The sequence below is a fragment of the Pseudomonas sp. PAMC 25886 genome, assembly GCF_000242655.1.
In the GTDB taxonomy this organism is placed as follows: Bacteria; Pseudomonadota; Gammaproteobacteria; order Pseudomonadales; family Pseudomonadaceae; genus Aquipseudomonas.
Map to the genome: position 1 here is coordinate 16,484 of NZ_AHHC01000084.1, position 25,414 is coordinate 41,897.

Genomic DNA, 25,414 nt, shown 5'->3' on the forward strand with positions numbered 1-25,414 from the left:
AAAAGCGACCCGGGCGGGTCGCTTTTTCATGACATCAGACTGCCGGGTTGATCGGCTTTTCTGGATGCCAAGCGTCCAACAGGGCGCTGACTTCAACGCGGGTCAGCTCTGGACGAGCCTTCAGCCACGCTTCAACAGCGGCACGCTGCTCTTCGTTGACCGAACCACGGGTGGCTTTGCAAACCAGACCGAAGTCATCACCGCCGACGTAGTCCAGGCCGTTGCCGTCCATCGCTTCGGTCAGGAATGCTTCGAGGAAAGCGTCAACCGCTTCATCGTCCAAACCTTCTTTGAAGTCCAGGTTCAGTTCGAAACCCAGCTCTTGAAATTCATCAACGCACAGTTTTTTGCGCAGACGCCGGGAACGGTTAGTCGCCATTGGAACAATCCTCTTAAGTAATAACGGGCGGCACTTTAGCAGTTTAAGCCGGCCTTTGCCCGATTCTCTGGGACGGGCGGCAGAGTGCCCGTAAAAAAAACCGCGAATAGCAGCTATCGTTCAGCCACAAGTGCAACTGCCTTGGGGCATAATGCCGACACTTTCATGACCATTGAGGGATTTTTCGTACATACCCCTCGCCTTTTTACCCCTCAGCAGTAGGGTTTTAATTCTTATGATCAAATCTTTGCGTCCATTGTTGCTGGCCGGTTTTCTGCTCCCCCTGGCCTTTTCCGTTACCGCCGCACCGATCAACACTTCCCTGCCGCCCAAGGTCCAGGAAGCCCTCCAGAAAGCCAAGTTGCAAAACAACGCCTTGTCCCTGGTGATGATTCCCCTCAATGGCCCGGGCACGCCTACCGTGTTCAATGCCGATGTATCGGTCAACCCGGCCTCGACCATGAAGCTGGTCACCACCTACGCGGCCCTGGAAATGCTCGGCCCCAACCATCAGTGGAAAACCGAGTTCTACACCGACGGTACCCTGAGCGGCGGCATCCTCAACGGCAACCTGTACCTCAAGGGCGGCGGCGACCCCAAGCTGAATATGGAAAAACTCTGGCTGCTGATGCGCGACCTGCGGGCCAATGGCGTGCAGCAAGTGACCGGCGACCTGGTACTGGACCGCGGCTTCTTCATCCCGCCGCAACTGCCGGAGTTCAATGACGACGGCAACGACGAGAACAAGCCGTTCCTGGTCAAGCCCGATGCCCTGATGGTCAACCTCAAGGCCCTGCGCTTCGTCACCCGTAATGACTCGGGCAAAGTGCTGGTCTCGGTGGAGCCGCCGATTGCGAGCATCCGCATCGACAACCAGGTCAAGGTTTCCAACGCCAAACAATGCACGGGCGATGTGCGCTACAGCCCGATGACCGCCGCCGATGGCAGCGTCACCGTGACCGTCAGCGGCCAGTTGGCGGATGGCTGCAGCTCGCAGACCTATCTGTCGTTGCTGGACCACGCCACCTACACCGCCGGTGCTGTTCGGGCGATCTGGAAGGAACTGGGCGGCAGCATCCAGGGCCGCGATATCCAGGCGCCGGTACCAAAGAACGCCAAAGTGCTGGCCCGGGCGTTCTCGCCGGACCTGGCAGAGATCATCCGCGACATCAACAAATACAGTAACAACACCATGGCCCAGCAGCTGTTCCTGAGCCTGGGCGCGCAGTTCCGCACCGATGCCGACGGCGACGACGCCAAGGCAGCCCAACGCGTGGTGCGACAGTGGCTGGCGAAAAAAGGCATCACCGCGCCGCACCTGGTGATGGAGAACGGCTCCGGCCTGTCCCGTGCCGAGCGAGTCAGCGCCCGTGAGATGGCGACCATGCTGCAAGCGGCGTGGAGAAGCCCGTACGCGGCGGAATACATCAGCTCGCTGCCGATTGCCGGCACCGACGGCACCATGCGCAAACGCCTGAAGACCACCGCCATGCGCGGTGAAGCCCACGTCAAGACCGGTACCCTGAACACCGTGCGGGCGATCGCCGGGTTCAGTCGCGACAACAATGGCAATACCTGGGCGGTGGTGGCGATTCTCAACGATCCGAAACCGTGGGGCGCGTCTTCGGTGCTGGACCAGGTGCTGCTGGACCTGTACCGCCAGCCGAAGCTGGCGACGGCTGCGCCGGTCCTCTAGCGCTTTCAATGCCGTTCACTGTGGTGAGGGGGCTTGTCCCCTCACCACAACGTTCAAGCCGGCAACCGTTCTGCCTCCACCCTATCCCTGCCCGCCTGCTTCGCCGCATACACCCCCGAATCCGCCCGCAGCAACAAGCCGTCAACGCCCTCCTCGACGCGCCAACTGGCCACCCCGAAGCTCGCCGTCACCGTCCCCACACCGTCCATCGGCGTGCTGCGCAACGCTTGCCACAACTCCAGGGCAACACTGAAGGCCTGGCTGCCATCGGTATTGGGGCACAACACCACAAACTCCTCGCCCCCCAGCCGGCAAAACACATCCGTGCGTCGCAACCGCTGGCTGATGCGCCGGCACAATTGCTTGAGCACCTCATCGCCCGCCGCGTGGCCGTGCTGGTCGTTGATGCGCTTGAAGTGGTCGATGTCGAGCATGATCACCGACAATGCCCCCGAGGCGCGCTTGACCCGGGTCATCTCGGCCTTCAATCGGTCCTGGAAATAACGCCGGTTGTGAATCCCCGTCAACGAGTCGGTAATCGACAACGCCCGCAGCTCTTCCTCGACCCGCTTGAGGTCGGAAATGTCCGATACATAGCCATGCCATAACGTACCACCGCCGGGCAATTCTTCCGGGGTCGCTTCACCGCGAATCCAGCGCAGCCCGCGCTGGGGCAGCAGCACCCGGTACTCTTCACGCCAATGGCTCAGTTGCAAGGTAGACAGCCGAATGGACTCGCGTACCCGTTCAACGTCCTGAGGATGAATTCGCTCGAACACCTTGCTCGCATCCTGCTGCAACAGCGCCGGCTCGATTTCGTAGATATCGCGAATGCCGTCGCTGGCATAAATGAAACGAGAGACATCGTTCGGCTCCAGAATGAACTGGAAAATGCCGCCGGGCACATGGGCACTGAGTTTCTTCAGCAACCGATCCCGCGCGGCCAGTGCCTCATAGGCGCGCTTCTGCTCGGTGACATCCAGGCAGATCGCCAGGTGCCCGACCCACAGGCCGTGCTCATCCAGCAACACAGTGGCGAGCATGTTCACCGTCAGTTGGCTGCCCCCCTTGCGCACCAGCGTCCACTCGCGGGCTTCGTGAACGGTATCGGCGCTGTCCACCAGCATCGCCTGGCCGGGCGGAATGCGCTTGCCCAGCGCTGCGCTCAACTGCACAGCGCGGGCTTCCAGCTCGGGCGCCAGGTGCAGGCTTTCGAGGGTCAGGTGGCCCAGTACCTCGTCCGCCTCAAAGCCCAGCATCTGCTCGGCGCCGGCGTTGAAAGTAGTGATCACGCCGCGCAGGTCAGTGGCAATGATCGCCACTTGGGTCGCCGCATTGAGCACGCTGCGCAACTGGCCATGGGTGCCCCGCAGCTCCTGTTCACGTTGACGCAACTGGGCCGTGCGCTGCTCCACCAGTTTCAAGGCGCGCTGGCGCTGACTGACCAACACATAGAGCAACGCACTGAGCAACAGGCTCAGCAGGCTGCCCGTGACCAGGATACTGATCAACGAAGAATGATAGCCCTGCTGGAACACCTGGCTGGGGCGCAGGCTCAAGGCGTAGATGTGGTCACCCAGGGTCAGCCGGCGTGCGGCTACCAGGTCGCTGTCTGCCAGGGCATTGCTGGATTCGTACAGCACTCGTTTTTCTGCGTCGGAGGTGTCGACGATTTGTATCACCAGGTTGTCCCGGTCAGCCTTGGGCAAACCATCGGCCACCAGTTGGCGCATGCTGATCACCGCCATCACGTAACCGTAAGGTTCGCTGACGGGCACTTGTGTCGTCGGTGCCCGGCTGACCGGCGCCACCAGCAGCACGCCCATGGCGTAGGCCGGCTCCACACCCACCAGTTGCATGGGCTGGGACACGGCCATTTTCCCTGACTGTTGCGCACGCTCCACCGCCGAGCGCCGCAATGGCTGGGCCAGCAGGTCAAACCCCAACGGCGAGCCAAGCAGGCTCTGGGTCTGGCTGTACAGCACCGGCACATACTCATCGCGCTGGCTGGCCGGGGTCAGTTCACCGGCCGTGTTCAATTCGCGAATGGAGAAGCTCGCGCGGCGCTCAGCCGTCACCTCTTGCTCAAACGCACTGCGTTGGTCACGCAACACCCGGGGCGCCCAGGCATAGGCGCGGGTACGCAGCAGCAAAGGCTGCGCGAAACCGTCGAACTCTGTGCGGGAGACCGTATTGGAATTGACGAAGAACCGCCGCAGGCTGCCCAGGCGTTGCTCCTGGTCCTCGAAACGTTCCTGGAGGCGGCTGTAACGCTCGTTGACCAGCAACTGGAAGCGCTGGCGCAGCTGCTGCTGATAGAGATCGGAGGCGGTCCAGGCGACGATGACCGTCAGTGCGATTCCTGTCAGAAACACCACCACCGCCACCAGCCACGCCGACACCTGCTCACTGATAAAGCCTAGGATTTTCGGGCGGACGGCGTGCAGCGGCATAGACAAGACTCGAAACGCCAGCGTGCAGGTGCGTCACTTTGGCCAGGCCTTAAGTTATAGCCACAGGACTGGCGTTTGACCAGCGCAAAAAAGCCGCAAGGCCGGAATAATCCGAGCTTGCGGCTTCAGGCAGGCAGCGATCAGCGAGCGGTGATTTTCCACGCCCGATGGATCTTGGCGTTGCGCGCAAAATCCGGGTCGATGGTCTTGTCACTGATCTCCTCGACGGCATATCGCTCGACGAGGTTGTCTTCCAGCTGGAACTTGCGGAAGTTGTTCGAGAAGTACAACACGCCGCCCGGCGCCAGGCGCGCCATGGCCAGGTCCAGCAACTGCACGTGGTCACGTTGCACGTCGAAGATGCCTTCCATGCGCTTGGAGTTGGAGAAGGTCGGCGGGTCGATGAAGATCATGTCGAACTCATCGCGGCTGGCTTCCAGCCAGGCCATGACGTCGCCCTGCTCCAGACGGTTCTTGTCGGAGAAACCGTTGAGGGAGAAGTTGCGGCGTGCCCAGTCCAGGTAGGTTTTCGACAGGTCGACGCTGGTGGTGCTGCGCGCGCCACCCTTGGCGGCGTGCACACTGGCAGTGGCGGTGTAGCAATACAGGTTGAGGAAGCGCTTGCCGGCCGCCTCTTTCTGGATGCGCATGCGCATTGGGCGATGGTCGAGGAACAGGCCCGTGTCCAGGTAATCGGTCAGGTTGACCAGCAACTTGACGCCGCCTTCGCTGACCTCGGTGAACTTGCCCTGGGCGCTCTGGCGCTCGTACTGCTTGGTGCCGCTCTGACGCTCACGACGCTTGACCACCACACGGTTCTTGTCGATGCCCAGCGCCTGGGGAATGGCCGCCAGGGCATCGAACATGCGGGCCGAGGCTTTTTCCGGGTCGATGGACTTCGGCGCCACGTATTCCTGGACGTGAACCCAATCGTGGTACAGGTCGATGGCCATGGAGTATTCCGGCATGTCGGCATCGTACACACGGTAGCAATCGACGCCTTCGCGCTTGGCCCACTTGCCCAGCAGCTTCAGGTTCTTTTGCAGGCGGTTGGCAAACATCTGCCCGCCTTCGCTCAAGCGCGCCTGCTCGACCACAGGGGCCGGGGCGGGTTTGATCGGGTTACCGTTCTTGTTGTACTGACGCTCTTGCGGCTCGGTCGGCGCCTGATCGTAGGCGGCCTGCTCGCGTTCGGCCTGGCGCTGCTCCGGAGTGCGACGCTCGCCGGTGACGAACTGGTCCGGGGTGACCTTGATCAGCAGCAATTTGCACGGCAAGGCGCCGTTCCAGAACGAATACTGTTTGTGGCTGCGGATGCCCATGCGCTTGCCCAGGTCCGGGGCGCCGGTGAACACCGCCGCTTCCCAGCCCAGGCACGCCTGGCGCAGACGCTCGCCGAGGTTCTGGTAGAGGTACAACAGGCTGGCTTCATCACCCAGACGCTCGCCGTACGGCGGGTTGCAGATCACCAGGCCTTTCTGGTTCTGGTCCGGGCGCGGCTCGAAGGTGCCGACTTCGCCCTGGTAGATCTTGATCCAGTGGCTGAGGCCTGCGCGTTCGATGTTGTTACGGGCCGGCTGGATCAGGCGTGGGTCCGCTTCGTAACCACGGATCCACAGCGGTGGCTTGGCCATGCCGATAGCGGCGCGTTCGCTGGCCTCTGTATGCAGTTTCTTCCACAGCGCCGGAACGTGGCCGAGCCAGGCGGTGAAGCCCCACAGCTCGCGGTTCAGGTTGGGCGCCATGTCGGCGGCGATCATCGCGCCTTCCACCAGGAAGGTACCGACGCCGCACATCGGGTCGCTCAGCGCGCCGCCTTCGGCAGCAATGCGCGGCCAGCCGGAACGAATCAGGATCGCCGCCGCCAGGTTTTCCTTCAACGGCGCAGCGCCCTGCTGCAGGCGATAACCGCGCTGGTGCAGGCTGTGGCCGGACAGGTCGAGGGACAGGATCGCTTCGCCACGGTCCAGGCGCAGATGAATGCGCAGGTCCGGGTTGATCTTGTCGATGGACGGACGTTCGCCGGTCGGGGTGCGCAGCTTGTCGACAATCGCATCCTTGACCTTCAGCGCGCCGAAGTGGGTGTTGTCGATGCCCGAGCCATGGCCGCTGAATTCAACGGCCAGGGTGCCGTCGGCGAGCATGTGGTCTTCCCACTCGATGTCCAGCACGCCGTGGTAGAGGTCTTCGGCGTCCTTCATCGGGAAGCGCTTGAGCACCAGCAACACGCGGTTGGCCAGGCGCGACCAGAGGCACAGGCGGTAGGCGGTCTCCATGTCGGCCATGCCGCGCACGGCCGAGGTGTGCTCGCGGGCTTCCTCAAGGCCAAGCCCGACGGCTTCCTCGATCAGCAGGCCTTCGAGGCCCTTGGGGCAAGTGAGGAAGAGTTCAAAACGGTCCGACATGGGGCATTCCAGGCTTTTCAGCAATAAGTGAACGGGCGACGCATCGCGCGTTCGGTTTTCAATCAAGCGCTTTTCTTGAAGAGCGCTCGTGTGGCACGAATGTGCCGTTCCACCCCGGCTACAGGCCTTATGGGCCTTTATTGACGGGGCAGTTCATGTATTGGGTGCAACAAAAAGAAATATTCTGACCCTTCGTCGAATAATAACCGACTGCAACAGACGGGCATTCTCACCAAAGGATTAAACCCATCCTCTTTGAAGGGCACATCATAGCTGGGTTTGCCCAATAAAAGGGGCGAAAAGCCATCCCAGCTTATGGCTATAGCATCATTATCGTTACGTGCTTATGACAAAACGATCATTGAATCCATGTGACCTATTGGTTAGAACTCAACACAGGTTGGCGCCGTAACGACGCCGACACATAGGCTCGCCACGCCGGCAGCGAGCCCACCAACGGCAGAAAAACTCTGCCCGGCCTCGGACGAGGCCGAAGGATATCAAGACAGTCAACAAGTGAGGGAAACACCCTATGAGAAGACTTAAGCGTGATCCGTTGGAAAGAGCATTTTTACGCGGATATCAATATGGCGTTCATGGCAAATCCCGTGAGCTTTGCCCATTTACTCTACCGTCGGTACGCCAAGCCTGGATCAACGGCTGGCGAGAAGGACGCGGCGACAACTGGGACGGTATGACTGGCACTGCGGGAATCCACAGACTCAACGAACTTCACGCCGTCGGCTAATCAAGGGCATTTAATTCCGACACCACCACGAATACGCAACACCTTAACCACGCACGCCCTATCCGGGCGGCGGGCTTCGGCCCAGGGGCTCCTTCAAGGAGCCCTTTTTAATGGGCGGCGATTAACCTCTTGGCAGTGCGGCGATTGCATCCACAGACTGGCGAATCAACGCCGGGCCCTTGTAGATAAAGCCGGAATACAACTGCACCAGGCTGGCACCCGCGGCGATTTTCTCGGCCGCGTGCTTGCCCTCGGTGATGCCACCCACCGCAATGATCGGCAAGCGCCCACCCAGCTCGGCCGCCAGCACCTTGACGATGTGGGTGCTCTGGTCGCGTACCGGCGCACCGGACAGGCCGCCCGCCTCGTCACCAAAGGCCAGGCCTTCGACACCGACGCGGCTCAGGGTGGTGTTGGTGGCGATCACCGCATCCATGCCCGAGTCCACCAGGGCCTGGGCCACCAGCACGGTTTCTTCATCGCTCATGTCCGGGGCAATCTTGATCGCCAACGGCACGCGCTTGCCGTGGCGCACAGCCAGGTCTTCCTGGCGCAGGCGCAAGGCTTCGAGCAATTGCTTGAGGGAGTCGCCAAACTGCAGGCTGCGCAGGCCCGGGGTGTTCGGGGAGCTGACGTTGACTGTGACGTAGCTGGCGTGGGCGTAGACCTTGTCCAGGCAAATCAGGTAGTCATCCACGGCACGTTCTACCGGCGTGTCGAAGTTCTTGCCGATGTTGATCCCCAGGATGCCCTTGTACTTCGCCGCCTGGACCCGCGACAGCAGGTTATCCACACCCAGGTTGTTGAAGCCCATGCGATTGATGATCGCCTCGGCTTCCGGCAGGCGGAAGATCCGCGGCTTGGGATTGCCCGGTTGCGGCCGTGGGGTCACCGTGCCGATTTCGACAAAGCCAAAACCCAACTGCGCAAAACCGTCGATGGCTGCACCGTTCTTGTCCAGGCCCGCCGCCAGGCCCACCGGGTTGGGGAAATCGAGCCCCATCACCGACACCGGCATTTTCGCCGGGGCCTTGCACACCAGCCCATTGAGCCCCAGGCGGCCACCGGCCCCGATCAAATCCAGGGACAGATCGTGGGAGGTTTCCGGAGAGAGTTTGAACAACAGCTGGCGGGCCAGGGTATACATGGGCGGGATTGACTCGGATGGCGGCGAAAGGTGGCGGGGATTATAGCCGGGGTGACGGGCTGCATGCGAGGCGTGCCGTCCAATCGTCAGTTGCGGTGCGCCATCAGTTGCTCGTAGCGAACCCAAATCTTTTGCGCATAGCGAAGACGCAGCTCTTCACGCCGGGGCCCGGGGCCGCCCCCCACATTGTAGGAACCGATCGCCGTCCAGTTGTAACCGAACTGCTTGATAAACTCGGCCAGGATCGAGGCACCCACCTCCACCGATAAACAAGGCTCATCCAGCAAGCGTTGCTCGGTAATGCCTTCCTTGAGCAGGCGCGGCAGGTGAATGCTGTTGATCTGCATCAACCCGATATCACGGGTGCCGTTGTTGTTGGCGTGGTTCATGGCCTCGGCGCGATAACCCGACTCCACCGCAGCGATGGCCTGCAGCAGCTCCGGCTCGATGCCATATCGGTTGGCGGCCTCTGCCCAGCAATACGCCCGGGCTTCATGGCCAAAGCAGACCGTGAGCAGCAACAGCCCCTTGCGCCAGACGCCTTTCATGCCTGGCCCCGACCGCAGGAGGAACAGACCTGGCTCGCCGCGTTGACCGAACAGGTCACGCGATACCCCTTGCCATACACCGTCTTGATCAACCCCCTGCCCTCCTTCAAATACTTGCGCAGTGAACAGATGCAACGGGTCAGGGACTCCTCGGTGGCATCGTTATGGGGCCATGCCCGTTCCAGCAACTGGTCCTTGGTCACGAGCACACCGGCCGACGCCAACAACAGGCGCAACACATGCCCCTCCTTGGGCGGCAGTTGAATATCCGAGTCTTCGCCGGTCAGCCTGCCGTCGCTGTGCAACGTCCACCGATCAAAGACCATAGGCGCCGCCATTCCCCCCTCCATCACCCCTGCCATTCACACCTCTGCACCTGACTCCCCCCATTTCCGACACGGGCCCTCCTGCAAGGTCGCGACTATAAAAAGCTCACCCGTCGTGTAGGAGAGGCAAAGGCCCACAGGCACGGTATTTTTCAGACGGGCTATGTAAGACTTTTCGAGACCGCCAGTCCTGATTGGACGGTCAATGGTTTATCCCTCGGATACGCGGGTAAATGCCCGCTTCACGCGCTCATGCTGGGAGGGTGTCAACGGCGGTGCCTGCCCCGGTCCGCCACCTGTGTGCGAGGCACCACCCACCGGCGCAACCTGGATGACAAACAGCCGCACGCTATTGGCCATAGGCCCGTAGTAGCGCCCGGACAAGGCCGCGCCGGTTTCACGCTGAAAATCCCCCACCAGCAACCGCCGGCCCGGAGCCACACGCACTACGGTGCTGATCCCCATGCGTTCCACCGCCGCCGAGCGTTTGTCGCGACTGCCGGCCTTGCCCATCTGGCGGCCATCTTCGAGGATGAGCTGCATCTCGATTTCATTCGCCTCGGCGAAGCGCGGCAGCACACTGACCTGTGTGCCGTAGACCACCGGTTGCCACTCATCACTGTTCTCACCCGGCCGGGGCAGGTAGAACGTCTGGTTATCGTTGAAAACCGCCGGCACATTCTCCTGGGTCAGAATCACCGGCAACGCCGTGACCTTCGCTCGTCGACGCTGCTCCAGTGCCGTGATCCGTTTCATGAACGCATCGTCCTCGACGGGTGCCATTACGCGGGTTGCCGGAGGCTTGTCGGGCCCATTGTGCAGGGCATCGCCCACCTTCTTGAGCTCGTCGCGGTCCACATCCACCAGCCACAATGAAACCTCAACCGCACGCTTTGGCACGTCCAGTTCCGCCACCAGGTTTTCGATAAAGCTCACCTGCGCAGGCTTGCCCTTGATCAACAAGCTGTTGGTGTCCGGGTACGCCAACACCGAAATAGTCTTGTCGGCGAGTGATCCGGGTTGCCGTGGGGATGCGCTCTTCTGCTCGACGGCCAGCAGTTTTTCGATCATGGAAGCCATGCCCGGCACCGTGACGGTTTTGTCCCCCATGTCGTACTCGCGGTCGGCAACGTGGGTGTTGAGCACCTGCACCACTCCGATCCGCTGCGGCCCCATGCGCAGCTCCGCACGCTGGCGGTCCATCAGCTGTGCCAGGCGCAGCACATGGTCGACGTAGTTCGGCGGCCCGGACACGTAGAACACCCGCGCCGCACTCGCACGCAGCGGATAGCGCGCCTCGTCGAGCCCGGAGCGGCGCATGAACCCGCGCAACATATCGACCGAAATATGCCGCAGGGTTACCACCGAGCTTTTCGCCTCGTCGGCGTCATACAGGTAAAGCACCTGGCCGTCGCTGTACCAGATCAAACCGTGCTGCCGGGCAACCGATGCCAGGAGCGGTTGGGCCGAATCGAAATCGAACGTCCCGCTGATGCGCTTGCGGGCCGCCGCCTGACTGACCACGATCGGCTGCCCCAACGGCAAGGACAACGCCGTAAAAAACGTGTGCAGGCTCTCGTCGCGGGCCTCGTAAGGCTCCCCGAGCACCCGGGGACTGCCCAGCACCAACAGCCAGAAAAACACACTCGCAATACAATGGCGGTTGATGAACATGCCTGCAAAGCCCGGGATCAAGGAGCGGCCATACTGGGAGCCAGGCCGGTTTCAATCCTGACGGGAAGCTGACGGCCTGCCGGGCTTACCCGGTGCGTGGCATGTGCCTTGCTTTGCCTTGCCTATCGCAGCCCGCGCCAACGGCGGAACGGGTTCAGGACAAAGACGTCGTTACCCCGGGCCTCCTCCGAGCGTGGCCCGACGGAGCGGCGTTTTTTTATGAAAGGTACATACAGATGAATGATCCCCTGGCTTGGGTCAACGGCAGTGATGCCCCGGAAAAGAGCAGCCTCAACCTGGGCTTCATGGCCCTGAGCGATTGCGCCTCGGTGGTAGTCGCCGCCACCCAGGGCTTCGCCCAGCCCTATGGCCTGACGCTGAACCTCAAACGCCAGTCGTCATGGGCCAGCCTGCGGGACAACCTGGTCAGCGGCGAACTGGACGCGGCCCACAGCCTGTATGGCCTGATCTACGCCGTGCACCTGGGCATCGGCGGCGTAGCGCCCACCGACATGGCGGTGCTGATGGGCCTGAACCAGAATGGCCAGAGCATCAACCTGTCCCGTGGCCTGCAACAGTTGGGGGTGACCAGTCCTGAGGCACTGGACCGCCACGTGCACCAAAGCCGAACAAAACTCACCTTCGCCCAGACCTTTCCCACAGGCACCCACGCCATGTGGTTGTATTACTGGCTGGCCAGCCAGGGCATCCATCCGTTGCAGGATGTCGACAGCGTGGTGGTGCCGCCGCCGCAAATGGTGGCTCACCTGCAGGCCGGACGTATCGACGGTTTTTGTGTGGGCGAGCCCTGGTGCGCCAGTGCGGTGAAGCAAAACCAGGGCTTCACCCTGGCCACCACCCAGGCGATCTGGCCGGATCACCCGGAAAAAGTCCTCGGCTGCACCCAGGCATTTGTCGAGCAGTACCCCAATACCGCCCGGGTGCTGGTGATGGCGATCCTGCAGGCCAGCCGGTTTATCGAAGAAAGCACAGAAAACCGCCGCTCCACCGCGCAATTGCTGAGCGCCCCGCACTACCTCGACGCACCGCTCGACTGCATCGAACCGCGCTTGCTGGGCAACTATGACGACGGCCTCGGCAACCACTGGCAGGATCCCCATGCGCTGCGGTTTTATGACGACGGCGCGGTCAACCTGCCCTACCTGTCGGATGGCATGTGGTTCATGACCCAATTCCGTCGCTGGGGCCTGCTACGCGAAGACCCGGATTACCTCGGCGTCGCCCGGCGCGTGCAGCAACTGGATATCTATCGCCAGGCGGCCAGCGCCGTGGGTGTGCCGGCCGGTGGCGAGGCCATGCGCAGCAGCCAGTTGATCGACGGAAAGGTTTGGGACGGTTCGGACCCGGCCGGGTATGCCCGCAGCTTTCGCCTGCATGCCATGACAGATGTTGTCAGCCGCCAAGCCTTGCGCTGACAGGAGGACCCTATGTTGCGAATCCTGTTGATCAACGATACGCCGCGCAAGGTGGGGCGGCTCAAGGCCGCGTTGACCGAGGCCGGGTTTGAAGTAATCGATGAGTCGGGGCTGACGATCGACCTGCCGGCGCGAGTGGAAGCGGTGCGCCCGGATGTGATTTTGATCGATACCGAGTCGCCGGGGCGCGATGTGATGGAGCAGGTGGTGCTGGTGAGCCGGGATCAGCCGCGGCCGATTGTGATGTTTACCGACGAGCATGATCCGGGGGTGATGCGACAGGCGATCAAGGCCGGGGTCAGTGCCTATATTGTCGAGGGGATTCAGGCGCAACGGTTGCAGCCGATCCTGGATGTGGCGATGGCGCGGTTTGAGAGTGACCAGGCGATGCGCGCGCAATTGCAGGCCAGGGATCAGCAGTTGGCGGAGCGTAAGCGGATCGAAACGGCCAAGGGGCTGTTGATGAAAATGAAGGGGTGTAATGAGGAAGAGGCCTACACGCTGATGCGGCGTCAGGCGATGAGTCGGCAGCAGAAGCTGATTCAGGTGGCGGAGCAGATTATTGCGATGAGTGAGTTGCTGGGGTGAGGGGTGTATATCCGTTATTTAGGTAACGGCCACTATTGGTTCCGCTCTTACAGCGGCTCACTTTTGAAAAGCGCAAAAGTAAGCAAAACGCTCTTGCCCCACCACTCGGCACCTCGCTCAGGCTCGGTGTGCCCTCACGCCGGTACTACTCCGCGGGCCGCCGCGACGGGGCGTCCCTGCCCCGTCGCGGCTAAACCGGCGTCCTGCCGGTTTACCCGCTCCGTACCACCTGCGTTCGGCCAGCGTGGTTTAACGGGGCGCCTAAGATCAAGATCAAAAGCAGATCAAGAACACAGCGGCCTACAGGCCGGCTTGAGTGGTGTGAAGCAAAGGCAACATCAAGATCAAAATCTACAGCGGGCACGGTCCAAATGTGGGAGCTGGCTTATCGGGTCGCCGCATCGCTGCGATGGCATCGCCTCGGTGTATCTGATGTATCGAGTTGTCTGCATCGCAGGCAAGCCAGCTCCCACAGAAAAGCAGCTCTGCACTTGCCTTGGCTTTTGATCTGGCTTTTAACACTCAGGTCGGCTTTCAGGCCGCCGTGCTGTTGATCTGCTTTTGATCTTGATCTCCGGGCCCCGTTAACCACGATGGCCGCAAGCAGGTACGGTGGAGCGGAACCATAAGCCGCCGTTACCGCAGCAACGGATATGTACACAACCAAAAAACCCAACCCCTGTTGGCCCACCTCTTGCTAAAGAATCCCCACAGGTAGCCAACGGCGGTTGCCCCATCCACGACAAAGACGTCGCACATCCGGTTTGCCCACGCGAACCCGGTGGCGGCGTTTTTTCGTTTTGGCCCCATAGCCCGGGGCCGGTGGGGCGGCCACAGCCGTTCCATCACCAGGCCTTCTCATAAGACCCCTTTACCGCTGAGGTGCGTGATGAAATCAAGCTTCTGGAAATCCGGTCATACCCCGACCCTGTTTGCCGCGTTCCTGTATTTCGACCTGAGCTTCATGGTCTGGTACCTGCTGGGCCCCCTGGCGGTGCAAATCGCCGCTGACCTGCATCTCACCACCCAACAACGCGGCCTGGTGGTGGCCACGCCCATTTTGGCCGGCGCCGTGCTGCGCTTCCTGATGGGCATGCTGGCCGACAAACTCTCGCCCAAGACCGCCGGCCTGATTGGCCAGGTGATTGTCATCTGCGCCCTCTTCGGCGCCTGGAAACTGGGGATCCACAGCTACGAACAAGCCCTGCTGCTGGGCATGTTCCTCGGCATGGCGGGTGCCTCGTTCGCCGTTGCCTTGCCCCTGGCGTCCCAGTGGTACCCCGCCGAGCACCAAGGCAAGGCCATGGGCATCGCCGGCGCCGGCAACTCCGGAACGGTGTTTGCGGCCTTGCTGGCTCCGGTGCTCGCCGCCGCGTTTGGCTGGAGCAATGTGTTTGGCTTCGCGCTGATCCCGCTGGTCCTGACCCTGATCGTCTTCGCCTGGCTCGCCCGCAATGCCCCGCAACGGCCCAAGGCCAAATCCATGGCTGACTACTTCAAAGCCCTGGGCGACCGCGACAGCTGGTGGTTCATGTTCTTCTACAGCGTGACCTTCGGCGGTTTTATCGGCCTGGCCAGTGCGCTGCCCGGTTACTTCAACGACCAATACGGGCTGAGCCCGGTGACTGCCGGGTACTACACCGCCGCCTGTGTGTTTGGTGGCAGCCTGATGCGGCCATTAGGCGGCGCGCTGGCTGACCGTTTTGGCGGGATTCGCACCCTGCTGGGCATGTACGGCGTGGCAGCGATCTGCATCGCGGCGGTGGGGTTCAACCTGCCAAGCTCCTACGCAGCACTGGCGCTTTTCGTGTGCACCATGCTCGGTTTGGGTGCCGGTAACGGTGCAGTCTTCCAGCTGGTGCCCCAGCGTTTTCACCGGGAGATCGGCGTAATGACCGGCCTGATCGGCATGGCCGGCGGTATCGGCGGTTTCGCCCTGGCCGCGGGCATGGGCGCGATCAAGCAAAGCACCGGCAGCTATCAGTTGGCCCTGTGGTTGTTCGCCAGCCTGGGCGTGCTGGCCTGGTTCGGCCTGTATGGCGTTAAACGTCGCTGGAGAACCACTTGGGGCTCGGCAGCGGTGACGGCTGCACGCGTCTGATGACCCTGCAACTGAGCTTCGCCCAGGCCAGCGCCACCGGCCCACGGCAGGAAAACCAGGACGCCGTGCGCCTGGTCACTCCCGCCGCTGAGTTGGCCGCCAGCAAAGGTTATCTGTGTGCCATCGCCGACGGTGTCAGCCAATGTGCCGATGGCGGACTGGCCGCGCGCTCGACCTTGCAGGCCCTGGCCCTGGACTATTACGCCACGCCGCAAACCTGGGGCGTGGCCCAGGCGCTGGAGCGCTTGCTGGTGGCGCAGAATCGCTGGTTGCAGGCCAACGGTGGCGGCCTGCCACTGCTCACCACCCTCAGTGCCCTGGTGTTTCGCGGGCAGCGTTTCACCCTGGCCCATGTGGGTGATTGCCGGGTGTATCGCTGGCTCGATGGCGAGTTGCAACGCCTCAGCGAAGAGCATGTGTGGGAACAACCGGGCATGCAGCATGTGCTCAAGCGCGCCATGGGCCTGGATCAACACCTGGTGCTGGATTTCCTCGACGGCGAGTTGCGGGCGGGCGAATGTTTTCTGCTGCTCAGCGACGGCGTGTGGGCGACCCTGGGGGATCACGCCATTGGCGCGATCCTGCGGGAGCAGTCAAATCTGGACCTGGCCGTGAACACCCTGGTCAGCGCCGCGCACCTGGCGGGCAGCCAGGACAATGCCAGCGCTTTGCTGGTGCGGGTTGACCAGCTCGGCGCCGCCACCCTCGGGGATGCACTGGTGCAGTTGCAGCAATGGCCACTGCCGCCGCCCCTCAAAATCGGGCAACACTTCGAAGGCTGGCAGGTGGAAGCGCTGCTGGGGCAAAGTCGTCAGTCCCTGCTCTATCGGGTACGCGACGCCCAGCAACAGGCCTGGTTGCTGAAGACCTTGCCGGTCAGCCATGACGACGACGTGTTCGCCGCCCAGGCCCTGTTGTCGGAGGAATGGTTCCTGCGCCGGGTCGCTGGCCGCGCATTTCCTGAAGTCCATCAGGCCAGCGGCCGTCAGCATTTGTACTACGTGATGCGTGAATACGCCGGGCAAACCCTGGCCGAACTCTTCAAACACCAGGGCCCATTACCCCTGGCGCAGTGGCAATCCCTGGCCGAGCGCCTGTTGCGCGCGGTCGGGCTGCTGCACCGCAGGCAGATCCTGCACCGCGACATCAAGCCGGAAAACCTGCTGCTGGGTGACGATGGCGAATTGCGCGTGCTGGACTTCGGCCTGGCCTACTGCCCCGGGCTCTCCGAGGATCGCGCGCACCTGTTGCCGGGCACGCCGAGCTTTATCGCGCCGGAAGCCTTCAATGGCGAACGCCCTACGCCGCAGCAGGATCTGTATAGCGTCGGCGTGACTTTGTATTACCTGCTGACCGGGCATTATCCCTACGGCGAAATCGAAGCATTCCAACGCCCCAGGTTCACCACGCCGGTCAGCGCCAGCCGTTACCGCCCCGACCTGCCCGACTGGTTGCAACAGAGCCTGGAACGCGCAGTCGCCGCCCAGCCTGAACAACGTTATGAAACCGCCGAGGAGTGGTTGCGGGTGCTGGAGCAGGCAGACCGACGCGAGTTGAGCATGCGGCCAAAACCGCTGCTGGAGCGCGAGCCGCTCAAGGTCTGGCAAACCTTGGCCGTGCTGTCGTTGCTGATCAATCTGGTGCTGTTGTACTGGCTGTTGCACCACTAAGAGGCGAAATTTCTCGATATTTGGACGCCAGGCTCAACAAATCAGGCCAAACCGCCACTTGGCACAACCACTGCATTAGCTTTCCCATCAACACACATATAGCCGCGCCTTCAACGTCGAAGGTCGAGCTTCCCGAGAGAACGGGACCAGGACAAAGGCGTCCTCGCTACTTGCGTAGCGGGGACGCCTTTTTTTGTTGCGCACGATTTGTCGAGCCACTGCGGAGAACGACATGAAGAAACTCAAACTGGTGATGATCGGCAACGGCATGGCCGGGGTTCGCACCCTTGAAGAATTGCTCAAGCTGAGCAGCGACCTGTACGACATCACCGTCTTCGGCGCTGAACCCCACACCAATTACAACCGCATCCTGCTGTCGCCGGTGCTGGCCGGTGAGCAGACCTTCGAAGAGATCGTGCTCAATGATTTGAGCTGGTACCTCGATAACAACATCAAGCTGCTGCTCAACCGCAAAGTGGTGCAGATCGACCGGGTCAAACGCAAAGTCATCGCCGAAGACGGCAGCGAGGCCGAGTACGATCGCCTGCTGATCGCCACCGGCTCCACGCCGTTTATCCTGCCGATCCCCGGCAATACGTTGCAGGGTGTGATCGGCTACCGCGACATCGCCGACACCCAGGCCATGATCGACACCGCCAAGACCCACAAGCACGCCGTCGTGATCGGCGGCGGCCTGCTGGGCCTGGAGGCCGCCAACGGCCTGATGCTGCGCGGCATGCACGTGACCGTGGTGCATATCGGCGAGTGGCTGTTGGAACGGCAACTGGACAAGACCAGCGGCCAACTGCTGCAAACCGAACTGGAGAGCCGTGGCCTGGTGTTCCGCCTGCAGGAACAAACCCAGGCGCTGCATGACGCTGGCAACGGTCGCGTCGGCTCGGTGCAATTCAAAAATGGCGACGTGATACCGGCGGACCTGGTGGTAATGGCCGCCGGCATCCGCCCCAACACCGAACTCGCAGAAAAATCCGGCATCCCGTGCAACCGTGGGATTCTGGTCAACGACACCCTGCAAACCTACGATCCGCGCATCTATGCCATCGGCGAATGCGCCAGCCATCGCGGTATCGCCTACGGCCTGGTGGCACCCCTGTTCGAGCAGGCCAAGGTCTGCGCCAATCACCTGGCGCAGTTGGGCTTCGCACGCTACCAGGGCTCGGTGACCTCGACCAAACTGAAAGTCACCGGCATCGACCTGTTCTCCGCCGGCGACTTCATGGGCGGCGAAGGCACCGAGACCATCACCCTTTCCGATCCGATTGGCGGCGTCTACAAGAAGCTGGTGATCAAGGACGACATCCTCGTCGGTGCCTGCCTGTACGGCGACACCGCTGACGGTGGCTGGTATTTCCGACAGATCCGTGAGAACCACGCTATTGGCGAGATCCGCGATCACCTGATGTTTGGCGAAAACGCCATCGGCGATGTAGGCCATCAAGGCCAGGACAAAGCCATGAGCATGGCCGACAGCGCCGAAGTCTGCGGCTGCAACGGCGTGTGCAAGGGCACCATCGTCAAGGCGATTCAGGAACACGGGCTGTTCAGCGTCGACGACGTGAAGAAGCACACCAAGGCCGCCAGTTCCTGCGGCTCCTGCGCCGGGTTGGTGGAACAGATCCTGATCAACACCGTAGGCGGCGCGGCAGACGTCAAACCAAAAAGCGAAAAAGCCATCTGCGGCTGCAGCGACCTCAACCACGGGCAGATTCGCCAGGCCATCCGCGACCAGCACCTGCTGACTATCGCCGGCACCATGAGCTACCTGAACTGGCGCACCCCGAACGGCTGTGCCACTTGCCGCCCGGCACTCAACTATTACCTGATTTCCACCTGGCCCGGCGAGGCAAAAGACGACCCGCAATCGCGCCTGATCAACGAACGGGCCCACGCCAATATTCAGAAAGACGGCACCTACTCGGTCGTCCCGAGGATGTGGGGCGGTGTGACCAATCCCTCGGAGCTGCGGCGCATTGCCGATGTGGCAGACAAGTACAACGTGCCGATGGTCAAGGTCACCGGCGGGCAGCGCATCGACTTGCTGGGCATCAAGAAGCAGGATTTGCCCGGTGTGTGGAAAGACCTCGATATGCCGTCCGGCCATGCCTACGGCAAATCCATCCGCACCGTGAAGACCTGCGTGGGCAGTGAGTTCTGCCGCTTTGGTACGCAAAACTCCACGCAACTGGGGATCGAGCTGGAGCACGACCTGTTCAATATGTGGTCGCCCCACAAGGTCAAACTGGCGGTGTCCGGTTGCCCGCGCAACTGCTCGGAAGCCGGGATCAAGGACGTGGGAATTATCGGCGTCGACTCGGGCTGGGAGATGTACATCGGCGGTAACGGCGGGATCAAGACCGAGGTCGCCGAGTTCTTCGTCAAGTTGAAAACCGCCGAAGAAGTGCGCGAATACAACGGCGCTTTCCTACAGCTTTACCGGGAAGAAGCCTTCTACCTGGAGCGCACGGTGCACTACCTGCAAAGGGTGGGCATGGAGCACATCAAGAAGGCCGTGCTGGAAGACCCGGCGCGGCGCCAGGCGCTCAATGAACGCCTGCAATTCTCCCTGTCGTTCGAACAGGACCCGTGGAAAGAACGCCTGGAACAGCCGCTGCTGAAAAAGGAATTCGACACCATCCCCGTCAAACTGCTGGAGGTGCCGGCATGAACTGGCTGGATATCTGCGCCCTCGAAGAAATCAACGCCCTGGGCTCGCGCATCATCACCGGGCCAAAAGGCGACATCGCGATTTTTCGTACCAGTGACGACGAAGTGTTCGCCCTCGACGACCGCTGCCCGCACAAGGGCGGGCCACTGTCCCAAGGGCTGATCTACGGCAAACGCGTGGCCTGCCCGCTGCATAACTGGCAGATCGACCTGGCGTCCGGTGAGGCCCAGGCACCGGACATTGGTTGCGCCCATCATCATCCGGCCCGCGTGGAAAACGGTCGGGTGATGTTGGCGCTGCGGGACGCCGGTTGATGAACCGCCAGACCACCGCTTCGACCTGTTGCTACTGCGGGGTCGGCTGCGGCGTGCTGATCGAACATGACGGCTCGCAGATCCTCGGCGTCAGCGGTGATCCGAGCCACCCGGCCAACTTTGGCAAGCTGTGCAGCAAGGGGTCGAGCTTGCACCTGACCGGCGACCTCGCGGCCCGCGCGTTGTACCCGGAACTGCGGCTGGGCAAAGGCCTGGCGCGCAGCCGCACCGATTGGGACACCGCCCTGGAACACGCGGCGAATGTGTTCGCCGAGACTATCGCTGAACACGGGCCGGACAGCGTGGCGTTCTATATCTCCGGGCAGTTGCTGACCGAGGACTACTACAGCTTCAACAAACTGGCGCGGGCGCTGGTGGGCACCAACAACATCGATAGCAACTCGCGGCTGTGCATGTCTTCAGCGGTGGTCGGCTACAAGCGCAGCCTGGGCGCCGATGCGCCGCCGTGCAGCTATGAGGACCTGGAGTCGAGCGACTGCGTGATGATCGTCGGCAGTAACATGGCCTACGCGCATCCGGTTTTGTTCCGACGCCTGGAAGAAGCAAAAGCCCGTCGGCCACAGATGAAAGTGCTGGTGATTGATCCCCGGCGCACCGACACCTGCGACTTGGCGGACCTGCACCTGGCGATTTTGCCGGGTACGGATGTCGCGTTGTTCCATGGGATCTTGCACTTGTTGCTGTGGGAGGACTGGATCGACCGCGACTTTATCCAGGCCCACACCGACGGCCTGGTCGAGCTCAAACGCCTGGTTCACGACTACACGCCACACATGGTCACGCAGCTGTGCGGCATCAGTGTCGAGCAACTGCGCCTGTGCGCGGAGTGGGTCGGCACCTCGGCGAGTTTTCTGTCGTTGTGGTGCATGGGGCTTAACCAGTCCACGGCGGGCAGCGCGAAGAACAGCGCCTTGATTAACCTGCACCTGGCAACCGGCACCATTGGCCGCGCCGGCTGCGGTCCCTTCTCCCTGACCGGTCAGCCGAATGCCATGGGTGGGCGGGAAACCGGCAGCTTGTCGAATTTACTGCCCGGCCATCGCGAGGCGTCCAACCCGGAACATCGGGCAGAAGTGGCCGCGTATTGGGGTGTAGAGCAACTGCCAGCCAGCACCGGGCTGACCGCCATCGAGCTGTTTGAACAGATACAGGTCGGCAAGATCAAGGCCCTGTGGATTGCCTGCACCAACCCTGCCCAATCCCTGCCCGACCAGAACAGCGTGCGCCAGGCCCTGGAGGCGTGTCCGTTCGTGGTGCTGCAGGAAGCTTTTCGTACAACCGAGACGGCGCGTTTCGCCGACCTGTTGTTACCGGCGGCGAGCTGGGGCGAGAAAGAAGGCACGGTCACCAACTCCGAGCGGCGTATTTCCCACGTTCGACGGGCCATTACCCCACCCGGGGAAGCTCGGCCGGACTGGGCAATCACAGTGGATTTTGCCCAGCGCCTGGAGCGACGTCTTTGTCCCGGAAAACCGGGTCTTTTTGCCTTTGAGCAGCCGGCGCAGATCTTTGATGAATTCAAACTGCTGACCCGTGGACGCGACCTGGACCTGTCGGGCATCAGTCACGCCCTGCTCGACCGGATCGGCCCGCAGCAATGGCCATTTCCAGCCAACGCGGTGAGCGGCACCCCACGGCTATATACCGACGGTGTTTTTCCAACCGAGACGGGTCGCGCGCACTTTGTGGCCGACCCTTATCGCGCCGCCAAAGAGCAGCGTGACGCGCGCTTCCCGCTGACCCTGATCACCGGACGCCTGCGGGACCAATGGCATGGCATGAGCCGCACCGGCACCGCTGCGCAGCTGTTCGGGCATGTCAGTGAAGCGCTGGTCAGCCTGCACCCGGATGAACTGCGCCGGTATCGCTTGAAGGAAGGCGACCTGATCAGCCTGAAAAGCCGGCGCGGCAGCGTAATTGTGGCCGTCGACAGCGATGACAGCGTACGTCCCGGCCAGGCGTTTCTGCCAATGCACTGGGGCGATCGCTTTCTCAAAGGCGGTGTGAATGCGCTCACCCAGCCGGCGTTCGACCCGCTGTCCAAACAGCCGGAACTCAAACACAGCGGCGTACGCCTGGAGGCGGTGCAACTGCCCTGGCATTTGTTTGCGCTGATTGAAGGCGATGTGCAGCGACACTTCGAAGCATTGCGCCCGCTGTGTGAGGGCTTTGCCTACGTCAGCCTGAGCCTGACTGGCCGTGAGCGGCCCGCCCTGCTGATTCGTGCAGCACATCACGAGGCGCCCGCCCTTGAACTGCTTAAGCAGATCGACCAATTGCTGGGCCTCAATGACGGCCCGGTCATGGCCTACGACGACCCGCGGCGCTCCATTGGCAAGCGGGTAAAAATCGAAAAGGGCCGCATCACCGCGATGCGCCTCGCCGGCGAAACCCTGGCTCGCCACTGGTTGCAAAGCCTGTGGCTGGAAGGTCGCACCGATGACCCGTTACGCCGCTGGCTGCTGGCGCCATTGAGTGCGCCACCCGGGGGCGGTTCGACCCGTCACAAGACGGTGTGCAACTGCAAGAACGTCAGCGAAAGCGCGGTCTGCGCCGGGATTGCCCGGGGCCTGGACCTGAATGGGCTGAAACAGGAGCTGGGTTGCGGCACGCAATGCGGCTCCTGTGTGCCGGAAATAAAACGGCTGTTGGCGAGTGGCACGCAGCCAATCGCAATCACGGTGTGAGGAAAGCATATGAGCGCAAAAGTCTGGCTGGTGGGCGCAGGCCCCGGCGATCCGGAGCTGCTGACACTCAAGGCGGTGAGAGCCCTGCGGGAAGCCGATGTGGTGCTGATCGATGATCTGGTCAACCCGGCGCTGCTGGAGCATTGCCCCGCTGCACGGCTGATCACCGTGGGTAAACGCGGCGGCTGCCGTTCCACACCCCAGGCATTTATCCACCGCCTGATGTTGCGCTATGCCCGCCAAGGCAAATGCGTGGTGCGGCTCAAGGGTGGCGACCCGTGCATATTTGGTCGTGGCGGCGAAGAGGCGGCATGGCTCCGGCAACAAGGGGTGGAGGTGGAGTTGGTCAACGGCATTACGGCGGGACTGGCCGGGGCCACTCACTGTGATATTCCGCTCACGTTGCGCGGAGTCAGCCGTGGCGTCACGCTGGTCACGGCCCACACGCAAGACGACAGCAGCCTCAATTGGCGAGCACTGGCCGAGGGCGGCACGACGCTGGTGATCTATATGGGCGTGGCGAAGCTGGGGGAGATTCGACAGCAGTTACTGGAGGGTGGCATGAGCGATGACATGCCGGTGGCGATGATCGAAAACGCCTCGTTGCCACAGCAGCGTGAGTGCCGCAGCAGCCTTGCCCGGATGCAGGACGATGCGCACGAATTTTCGCTCAAGAGCCCGGCAATCCTGGTGATTGGCCAGGTTGTCCAGCCGGCACAGGCGGTTGAGGCTCTGGCCAGCGCGACTGCCTGAGGCAAATTTCAGGCGAAAAAAAGCCCGGCCTAAGCCGGGCTTTTTTCTACAACTCAGTAATTACTGAGCTGCTTGTGCTTCTACCGAGGCTTCTACGCGACGGTTGATAGCACGGCCAGCTTCAGTTGCGTTGTCAGCAACTGGGCGGGATTTGCCATAACCAACCGAGCTTACACGGTTAGGAGCAATACCGTCTTTGACCAGGACTTGCTTAACAGCGTCAGCACGACGCTGGGACAGCTTCTGGTTGTAAGCGTCAGGACCGACGGAGTCAGTGTGACCTTCAACAACGGTGGTGGTTTGTGGGTACTGTTTCATGAAGTCAGCGAGGTTTTTCACGTCGCCGTAGCTGTTAGGCTTAACAACCGACTTGTCGAAGTCGAACTTCACGTCCAGCTCAACACGAACAACCTGAGCAACCGGAGCTTCTGGCTCTGGAACTGGCTCTGGAGCTGGTGCCGGGGTAGGAGCTGGAGCAGTTTTACCAGCGTTGCCGCCGAAGTTTACGCCCAGACCAACCAGTGCGGAGTAGTCCCACTTGCCGTTGTCCAGTGCGTAGTCAGCTTCAACACCAGCACGTGCGAACAGGTTGTCGGTGAAGTAGTACTTCACACCAGCGCCAGCGATAGCCAGGGTCGATTGATCGCGACCTTTGTGACCATCAGCTTCTACGTTGGTACGGCTCTGGTGGCCGAAACCGCCCTCTACGTATGGACGCAGGGAGTCGACACCAGCTTGACCGAAGTGGTACTGGGCAGTAACGCTGCCGGTATCACCCTTGATCTTCTGGCTACCGGTACCGTCGTTCGAACGGGTGTGGTTGGTAGTGTCGTAGTTCAGGTTGATCGACACGTCGTCGGTCAGGAAGTAACCGATGCTTGCGCCAGGATTGTAGCCGTCTTCGATATGCTTGACGCTATCGTTGAACTGCTTTTTGTAGAACAGCTGGCCTTCAACTGCGCCTTGACCTTGTGCCAGAGCGCCGAAGGAAGTAGCAGCAATAAGAGTACCAATGGCCAAGCCCAAGGTGTTTTTCAGTTTCATCCGTTAAATCCCCATCTGGTGATTGTAAAGCAGTCCCACATACCGGGGGACAACTCGGCGACAAGTCTAACAGAACTTGCCTACACGTAAGAGATATTTGCCACGCACTAAGTTTCAGTACTGCCCGCAAATTTCTCACGTAATTTATCAAGAGCACGTTTGTAACGCATTTTTGTAGCACTCAAACCCATATGCATGATGTCAGCGATTTCCTGAAATTCCAGCTCTGCGACAAATCGTAGCACCAGAATTTCCCGGTCAATCGGGTTCACATGCACCAACCAGCGATCGAGTCCGCCCTTTTCTTCCGGGGTTGGCGCCTTCTCTTCAGACGCTTCCTCAAGGGGGTCCAGACTCAAAGCGTCCATCAAGCGACGCTTTCGCCGTTCCTTCCGATACTGCGTGATGCACTCGTTGTACGTGATGCTATAAAGCCATGTCTTGAACTTCGATTTGCCCTCGAAGTTCTTCAGGCCGTATAGCACCTTGAGCATCACTTCCTGACAGACATCATCCGCATCTCTATCGTTCCCTAAATACCTTGAACAAACGTTGAACAGAGTGCGTTGATACCTGCGCATCAATTCTTCGTACGCGCGTGTTACGTGAAACAGCTCCGTGTGCGAGCGCGCGACCAACTCCTCATCAGAGAGCTCACGGGGGTCATAGCGCGTGGACAGCGTTTGGGCTTTATTCAAAACAAGTCGTGCCGACAGTCAGGTCAATGTCCGCCTCAGC

At 61.4% G+C, this 25,414-nt stretch carries 19 protein-coding genes; 10 read left to right on the plus strand and 9 right to left on the minus strand.

Annotated elements, in window-relative coordinates; translation table 11 throughout:
* Positions 1 to 34: 34 nt before the first annotated feature.
* Entirely contained in the window at positions 35 to 379 is a 345-nt protein-coding gene (locus tag MUM_RS0128315) for a YggL family protein (RefSeq protein WP_003219101.1), read from the minus strand.
* 235 nt (positions 380 to 614) lie between these two features.
* Between MUM_RS0128315 and dacB the strand changes: the two genes are divergently transcribed.
* Complete coding sequence (dacB, locus tag MUM_RS0128320) at positions 615 to 2,075, plus strand: D-alanyl-D-alanine carboxypeptidase/D-alanyl-D-alanine endopeptidase (protein WP_010176406.1); 1,461 nt, start codon at positions 615 to 617, stop codon at positions 2,073 to 2,075.
* Between the two features lie 53 nt (positions 2,076 to 2,128).
* Here the strand turns inward: dacB and MUM_RS0128325 are convergent, their stop codons facing one another.
* Positions 2,129 to 4,528, minus strand: a complete 2,400-nt coding sequence (locus MUM_RS0128325; protein ID WP_010176407.1) for a sensor domain-containing diguanylate cyclase — start codon at positions 4,526 to 4,528, stop codon at positions 2,129 to 2,131.
* Positions 4,529 to 4,668: 140 nt separating this feature from the next.
* Complete coding sequence (gene rlmKL, locus MUM_RS0128330) at positions 4,669 to 6,933, minus strand: bifunctional 23S rRNA (guanine(2069)-N(7))-methyltransferase RlmK/23S rRNA (guanine(2445)-N(2))-methyltransferase RlmL (RefSeq protein WP_010176408.1); 2,265 nt, start codon at positions 6,931 to 6,933, stop codon at positions 4,669 to 4,671.
* Positions 6,934 to 7,465: 532 nt separating this feature from the next.
* Here rlmKL and rmf point away from each other — a divergent pair.
* On the plus strand, positions 7,466 to 7,681 hold the full coding sequence (gene rmf / locus MUM_RS1000000133665) for a ribosome modulation factor (protein ID WP_002553055.1): 216 nt from the start codon (positions 7,466 to 7,468) through the stop codon (positions 7,679 to 7,681).
* A gap of 121 nt (positions 7,682 to 7,802) precedes the next feature.
* On the opposite strand, the gene MUM_RS0128335 is transcribed toward rmf, so the two are convergent.
* From MUM_RS0128335 to sctC, 4 genes are all read right to left on the minus strand, one after another.
* On the minus strand, positions 7,803 to 8,828 hold the full coding sequence (locus MUM_RS0128335; protein ID WP_010176409.1) for a quinone-dependent dihydroorotate dehydrogenase: 1,026 nt from the start codon (positions 8,826 to 8,828) through the stop codon (positions 7,803 to 7,805).
* Positions 8,829 to 8,914: 86 nt separating this feature from the next.
* Positions 8,915 to 9,376 (minus strand): transglycosylase SLT domain-containing protein, encoded by a 462-nt coding sequence (locus MUM_RS0128340; protein ID WP_010176410.1) that lies wholly within the window; start codon positions 9,374 to 9,376, stop codon positions 8,915 to 8,917.
* Positions 9,373 to 9,738: a winged helix-turn-helix domain-containing protein gene (locus MUM_RS0128345; protein ID WP_029616138.1), complete on the minus strand. Its 366-nt coding sequence runs from the start codon at positions 9,736 to 9,738 to the stop codon at positions 9,373 to 9,375. Before MUM_RS0128345 ends, MUM_RS0128340 begins: the two co-directional genes overlap by 4 nt.
* Positions 9,739 to 9,912: 174 nt before the next feature.
* Positions 9,913 to 11,376, minus strand: a complete 1,464-nt coding sequence (gene sctC / locus MUM_RS0128350) for a type III secretion system outer membrane ring subunit SctC (protein WP_010176412.1) — start codon at positions 11,374 to 11,376, stop codon at positions 9,913 to 9,915.
* A 236-nt stretch (positions 11,377 to 11,612) separates the two neighbouring features.
* On the opposite strand from sctC, the gene MUM_RS0128355 reads away from it, so the two are divergent.
* The 8 genes from MUM_RS0128355 to cobA all read left to right on the plus strand — a co-directional run bounded on the left by MUM_RS0128355 (position 11,613) and on the right by cobA (position 23,632).
* The gene (locus MUM_RS0128355; RefSeq protein ID WP_010176413.1) at positions 11,613 to 12,812 is read left to right on the plus strand and encodes a CmpA/NrtA family ABC transporter substrate-binding protein; all 1,200 of its coding nucleotides are present in this window, start codon (positions 11,613 to 11,615) and stop codon (positions 12,810 to 12,812) included.
* Between the two features lie 12 nt (positions 12,813 to 12,824).
* Positions 12,825 to 13,400, plus strand: coding sequence for an ANTAR domain-containing response regulator (locus MUM_RS0128360; protein WP_010176414.1), 576 nt, complete (start codon positions 12,825 to 12,827; stop codon positions 13,398 to 13,400).
* An 889-nt stretch (positions 13,401 to 14,289) separates the two neighbouring features.
* Positions 14,290 to 15,501, plus strand: coding sequence for a nitrate/nitrite transporter (locus tag MUM_RS0128365; RefSeq protein ID WP_010176415.1), 1,212 nt, complete (start codon positions 14,290 to 14,292; stop codon positions 15,499 to 15,501).
* Complete coding sequence (locus MUM_RS0128370) at positions 15,501 to 17,171, plus strand: bifunctional protein-serine/threonine kinase/phosphatase (protein WP_010176416.1); 1,671 nt, start codon at positions 15,501 to 15,503, stop codon at positions 17,169 to 17,171. The genes MUM_RS0128365 and MUM_RS0128370 overlap by 1 nt, the downstream gene beginning before the upstream one ends.
* Positions 17,172 to 17,403: 232 nt before the next feature.
* Positions 17,404 to 19,857: a nitrite reductase large subunit NirB gene (gene nirB, locus MUM_RS0128375; RefSeq protein WP_010176417.1), complete on the plus strand. Its 2,454-nt coding sequence runs from the start codon at positions 17,404 to 17,406 to the stop codon at positions 19,855 to 19,857.
* A complete protein-coding gene (gene nirD, locus MUM_RS0128380) occupies positions 19,854 to 20,171 on the plus strand; it encodes a nitrite reductase small subunit NirD (protein ID WP_010176418.1) in 318 nt (105 codons plus the stop codon). Before nirB ends, nirD begins: the two co-directional genes overlap by 4 nt.
* The gene (locus MUM_RS0128385; RefSeq protein ID WP_010176419.1) at positions 20,171 to 22,879 is read left to right on the plus strand and encodes a nitrate reductase; all 2,709 of its coding nucleotides are present in this window, start codon (positions 20,171 to 20,173) and stop codon (positions 22,877 to 22,879) included. Before nirD ends, MUM_RS0128385 begins: the two co-directional genes overlap by 1 nt.
* A 9-nt stretch (positions 22,880 to 22,888) precedes the next feature.
* Complete coding sequence (gene cobA, locus MUM_RS0128390) at positions 22,889 to 23,632, plus strand: uroporphyrinogen-III C-methyltransferase (RefSeq protein WP_010176420.1); 744 nt, start codon at positions 22,889 to 22,891, stop codon at positions 23,630 to 23,632.
* Positions 23,633 to 23,692: 60 nt separating this feature from the next.
* On the opposite strand, the gene MUM_RS0128395 is transcribed toward cobA, so the two are convergent.
* Together MUM_RS0128395 and sigX are read right to left on the minus strand one after the other, a co-directional pair.
* Entirely contained in the window at positions 23,693 to 24,676 is a 984-nt protein-coding gene (locus tag MUM_RS0128395; protein ID WP_010176421.1) for an OmpA family protein, read from the minus strand.
* Positions 24,677 to 24,783: 107 nt separating this feature from the next.
* Positions 24,784 to 25,374 (minus strand): RNA polymerase sigma factor SigX, encoded by a 591-nt coding sequence (gene sigX, locus MUM_RS0128400; protein WP_003215014.1) that lies wholly within the window; start codon positions 25,372 to 25,374, stop codon positions 24,784 to 24,786.
* Positions 25,375 to 25,414: the final 40 nt, after the last annotated feature.

Excerpts from the sequence above, each read along its gene's own strand:
- MUM_RS0128315 (WP_003219101.1), bottom strand. The coding sequence starts at position 379 with ATGGCGACTAACCGTTCCCGGCGTCTGCGCAAAAAACTGTGCGTTGAT.
- dacB (WP_010176406.1), top strand. The coding sequence starts at position 615 with ATGATCAAATCTTTGCGTCCATTGTTGCTGGCCGGTTTTCTGCTCCCC.
- MUM_RS0128325 (WP_010176407.1), bottom strand. The coding sequence starts at position 4,528 with ATGCCGCTGCACGCCGTCCGCCCGAAAATCCTAGGCTTTATCAGTGAG.
- rlmKL (WP_010176408.1), bottom strand. The coding sequence starts at position 6,933 with ATGTCGGACCGTTTTGAACTCTTCCTCACTTGCCCCAAGGGCCTCGAA.
- rmf (WP_002553055.1), top strand. The coding sequence starts at position 7,466 with ATGAGAAGACTTAAGCGTGATCCGTTGGAAAGAGCATTTTTACGCGGA.
- MUM_RS0128335 (WP_010176409.1), bottom strand. The coding sequence starts at position 8,828 with ATGTATACCCTGGCCCGCCAGCTGTTGTTCAAACTCTCTCCGGAAACC.
- MUM_RS0128340 (WP_010176410.1), bottom strand. The coding sequence starts at position 9,376 with ATGAAAGGCGTCTGGCGCAAGGGGCTGTTGCTGCTCACGGTCTGCTTT.
- MUM_RS0128345 (WP_029616138.1), bottom strand. The coding sequence starts at position 9,738 with ATGGCAGGGGTGATGGAGGGGGGAATGGCGGCGCCTATGGTCTTTGAT.
- sctC (WP_010176412.1), bottom strand. The coding sequence starts at position 11,376 with ATGTTCATCAACCGCCATTGTATTGCGAGTGTGTTTTTCTGGCTGTTG.
- MUM_RS0128355 (WP_010176413.1), top strand. The coding sequence starts at position 11,613 with ATGAATGATCCCCTGGCTTGGGTCAACGGCAGTGATGCCCCGGAAAAG.
- MUM_RS0128360 (WP_010176414.1), top strand. The coding sequence starts at position 12,825 with ATGTTGCGAATCCTGTTGATCAACGATACGCCGCGCAAGGTGGGGCGG.
- MUM_RS0128365 (WP_010176415.1), top strand. The coding sequence starts at position 14,290 with ATGAAATCAAGCTTCTGGAAATCCGGTCATACCCCGACCCTGTTTGCC.
- MUM_RS0128370 (WP_010176416.1), top strand. The coding sequence starts at position 15,501 with ATGACCCTGCAACTGAGCTTCGCCCAGGCCAGCGCCACCGGCCCACGG.
- nirB (WP_010176417.1), top strand. The coding sequence starts at position 17,404 with ATGAAGAAACTCAAACTGGTGATGATCGGCAACGGCATGGCCGGGGTT.
- nirD (WP_010176418.1), top strand. The coding sequence starts at position 19,854 with ATGAACTGGCTGGATATCTGCGCCCTCGAAGAAATCAACGCCCTGGGC.
- MUM_RS0128385 (WP_010176419.1), top strand. The coding sequence starts at position 20,171 with ATGAACCGCCAGACCACCGCTTCGACCTGTTGCTACTGCGGGGTCGGC.
- cobA (WP_010176420.1), top strand. The coding sequence starts at position 22,889 with ATGAGCGCAAAAGTCTGGCTGGTGGGCGCAGGCCCCGGCGATCCGGAG.
- MUM_RS0128395 (WP_010176421.1), bottom strand. The coding sequence starts at position 24,676 with ATGAAACTGAAAAACACCTTGGGCTTGGCCATTGGTACTCTTATTGCT.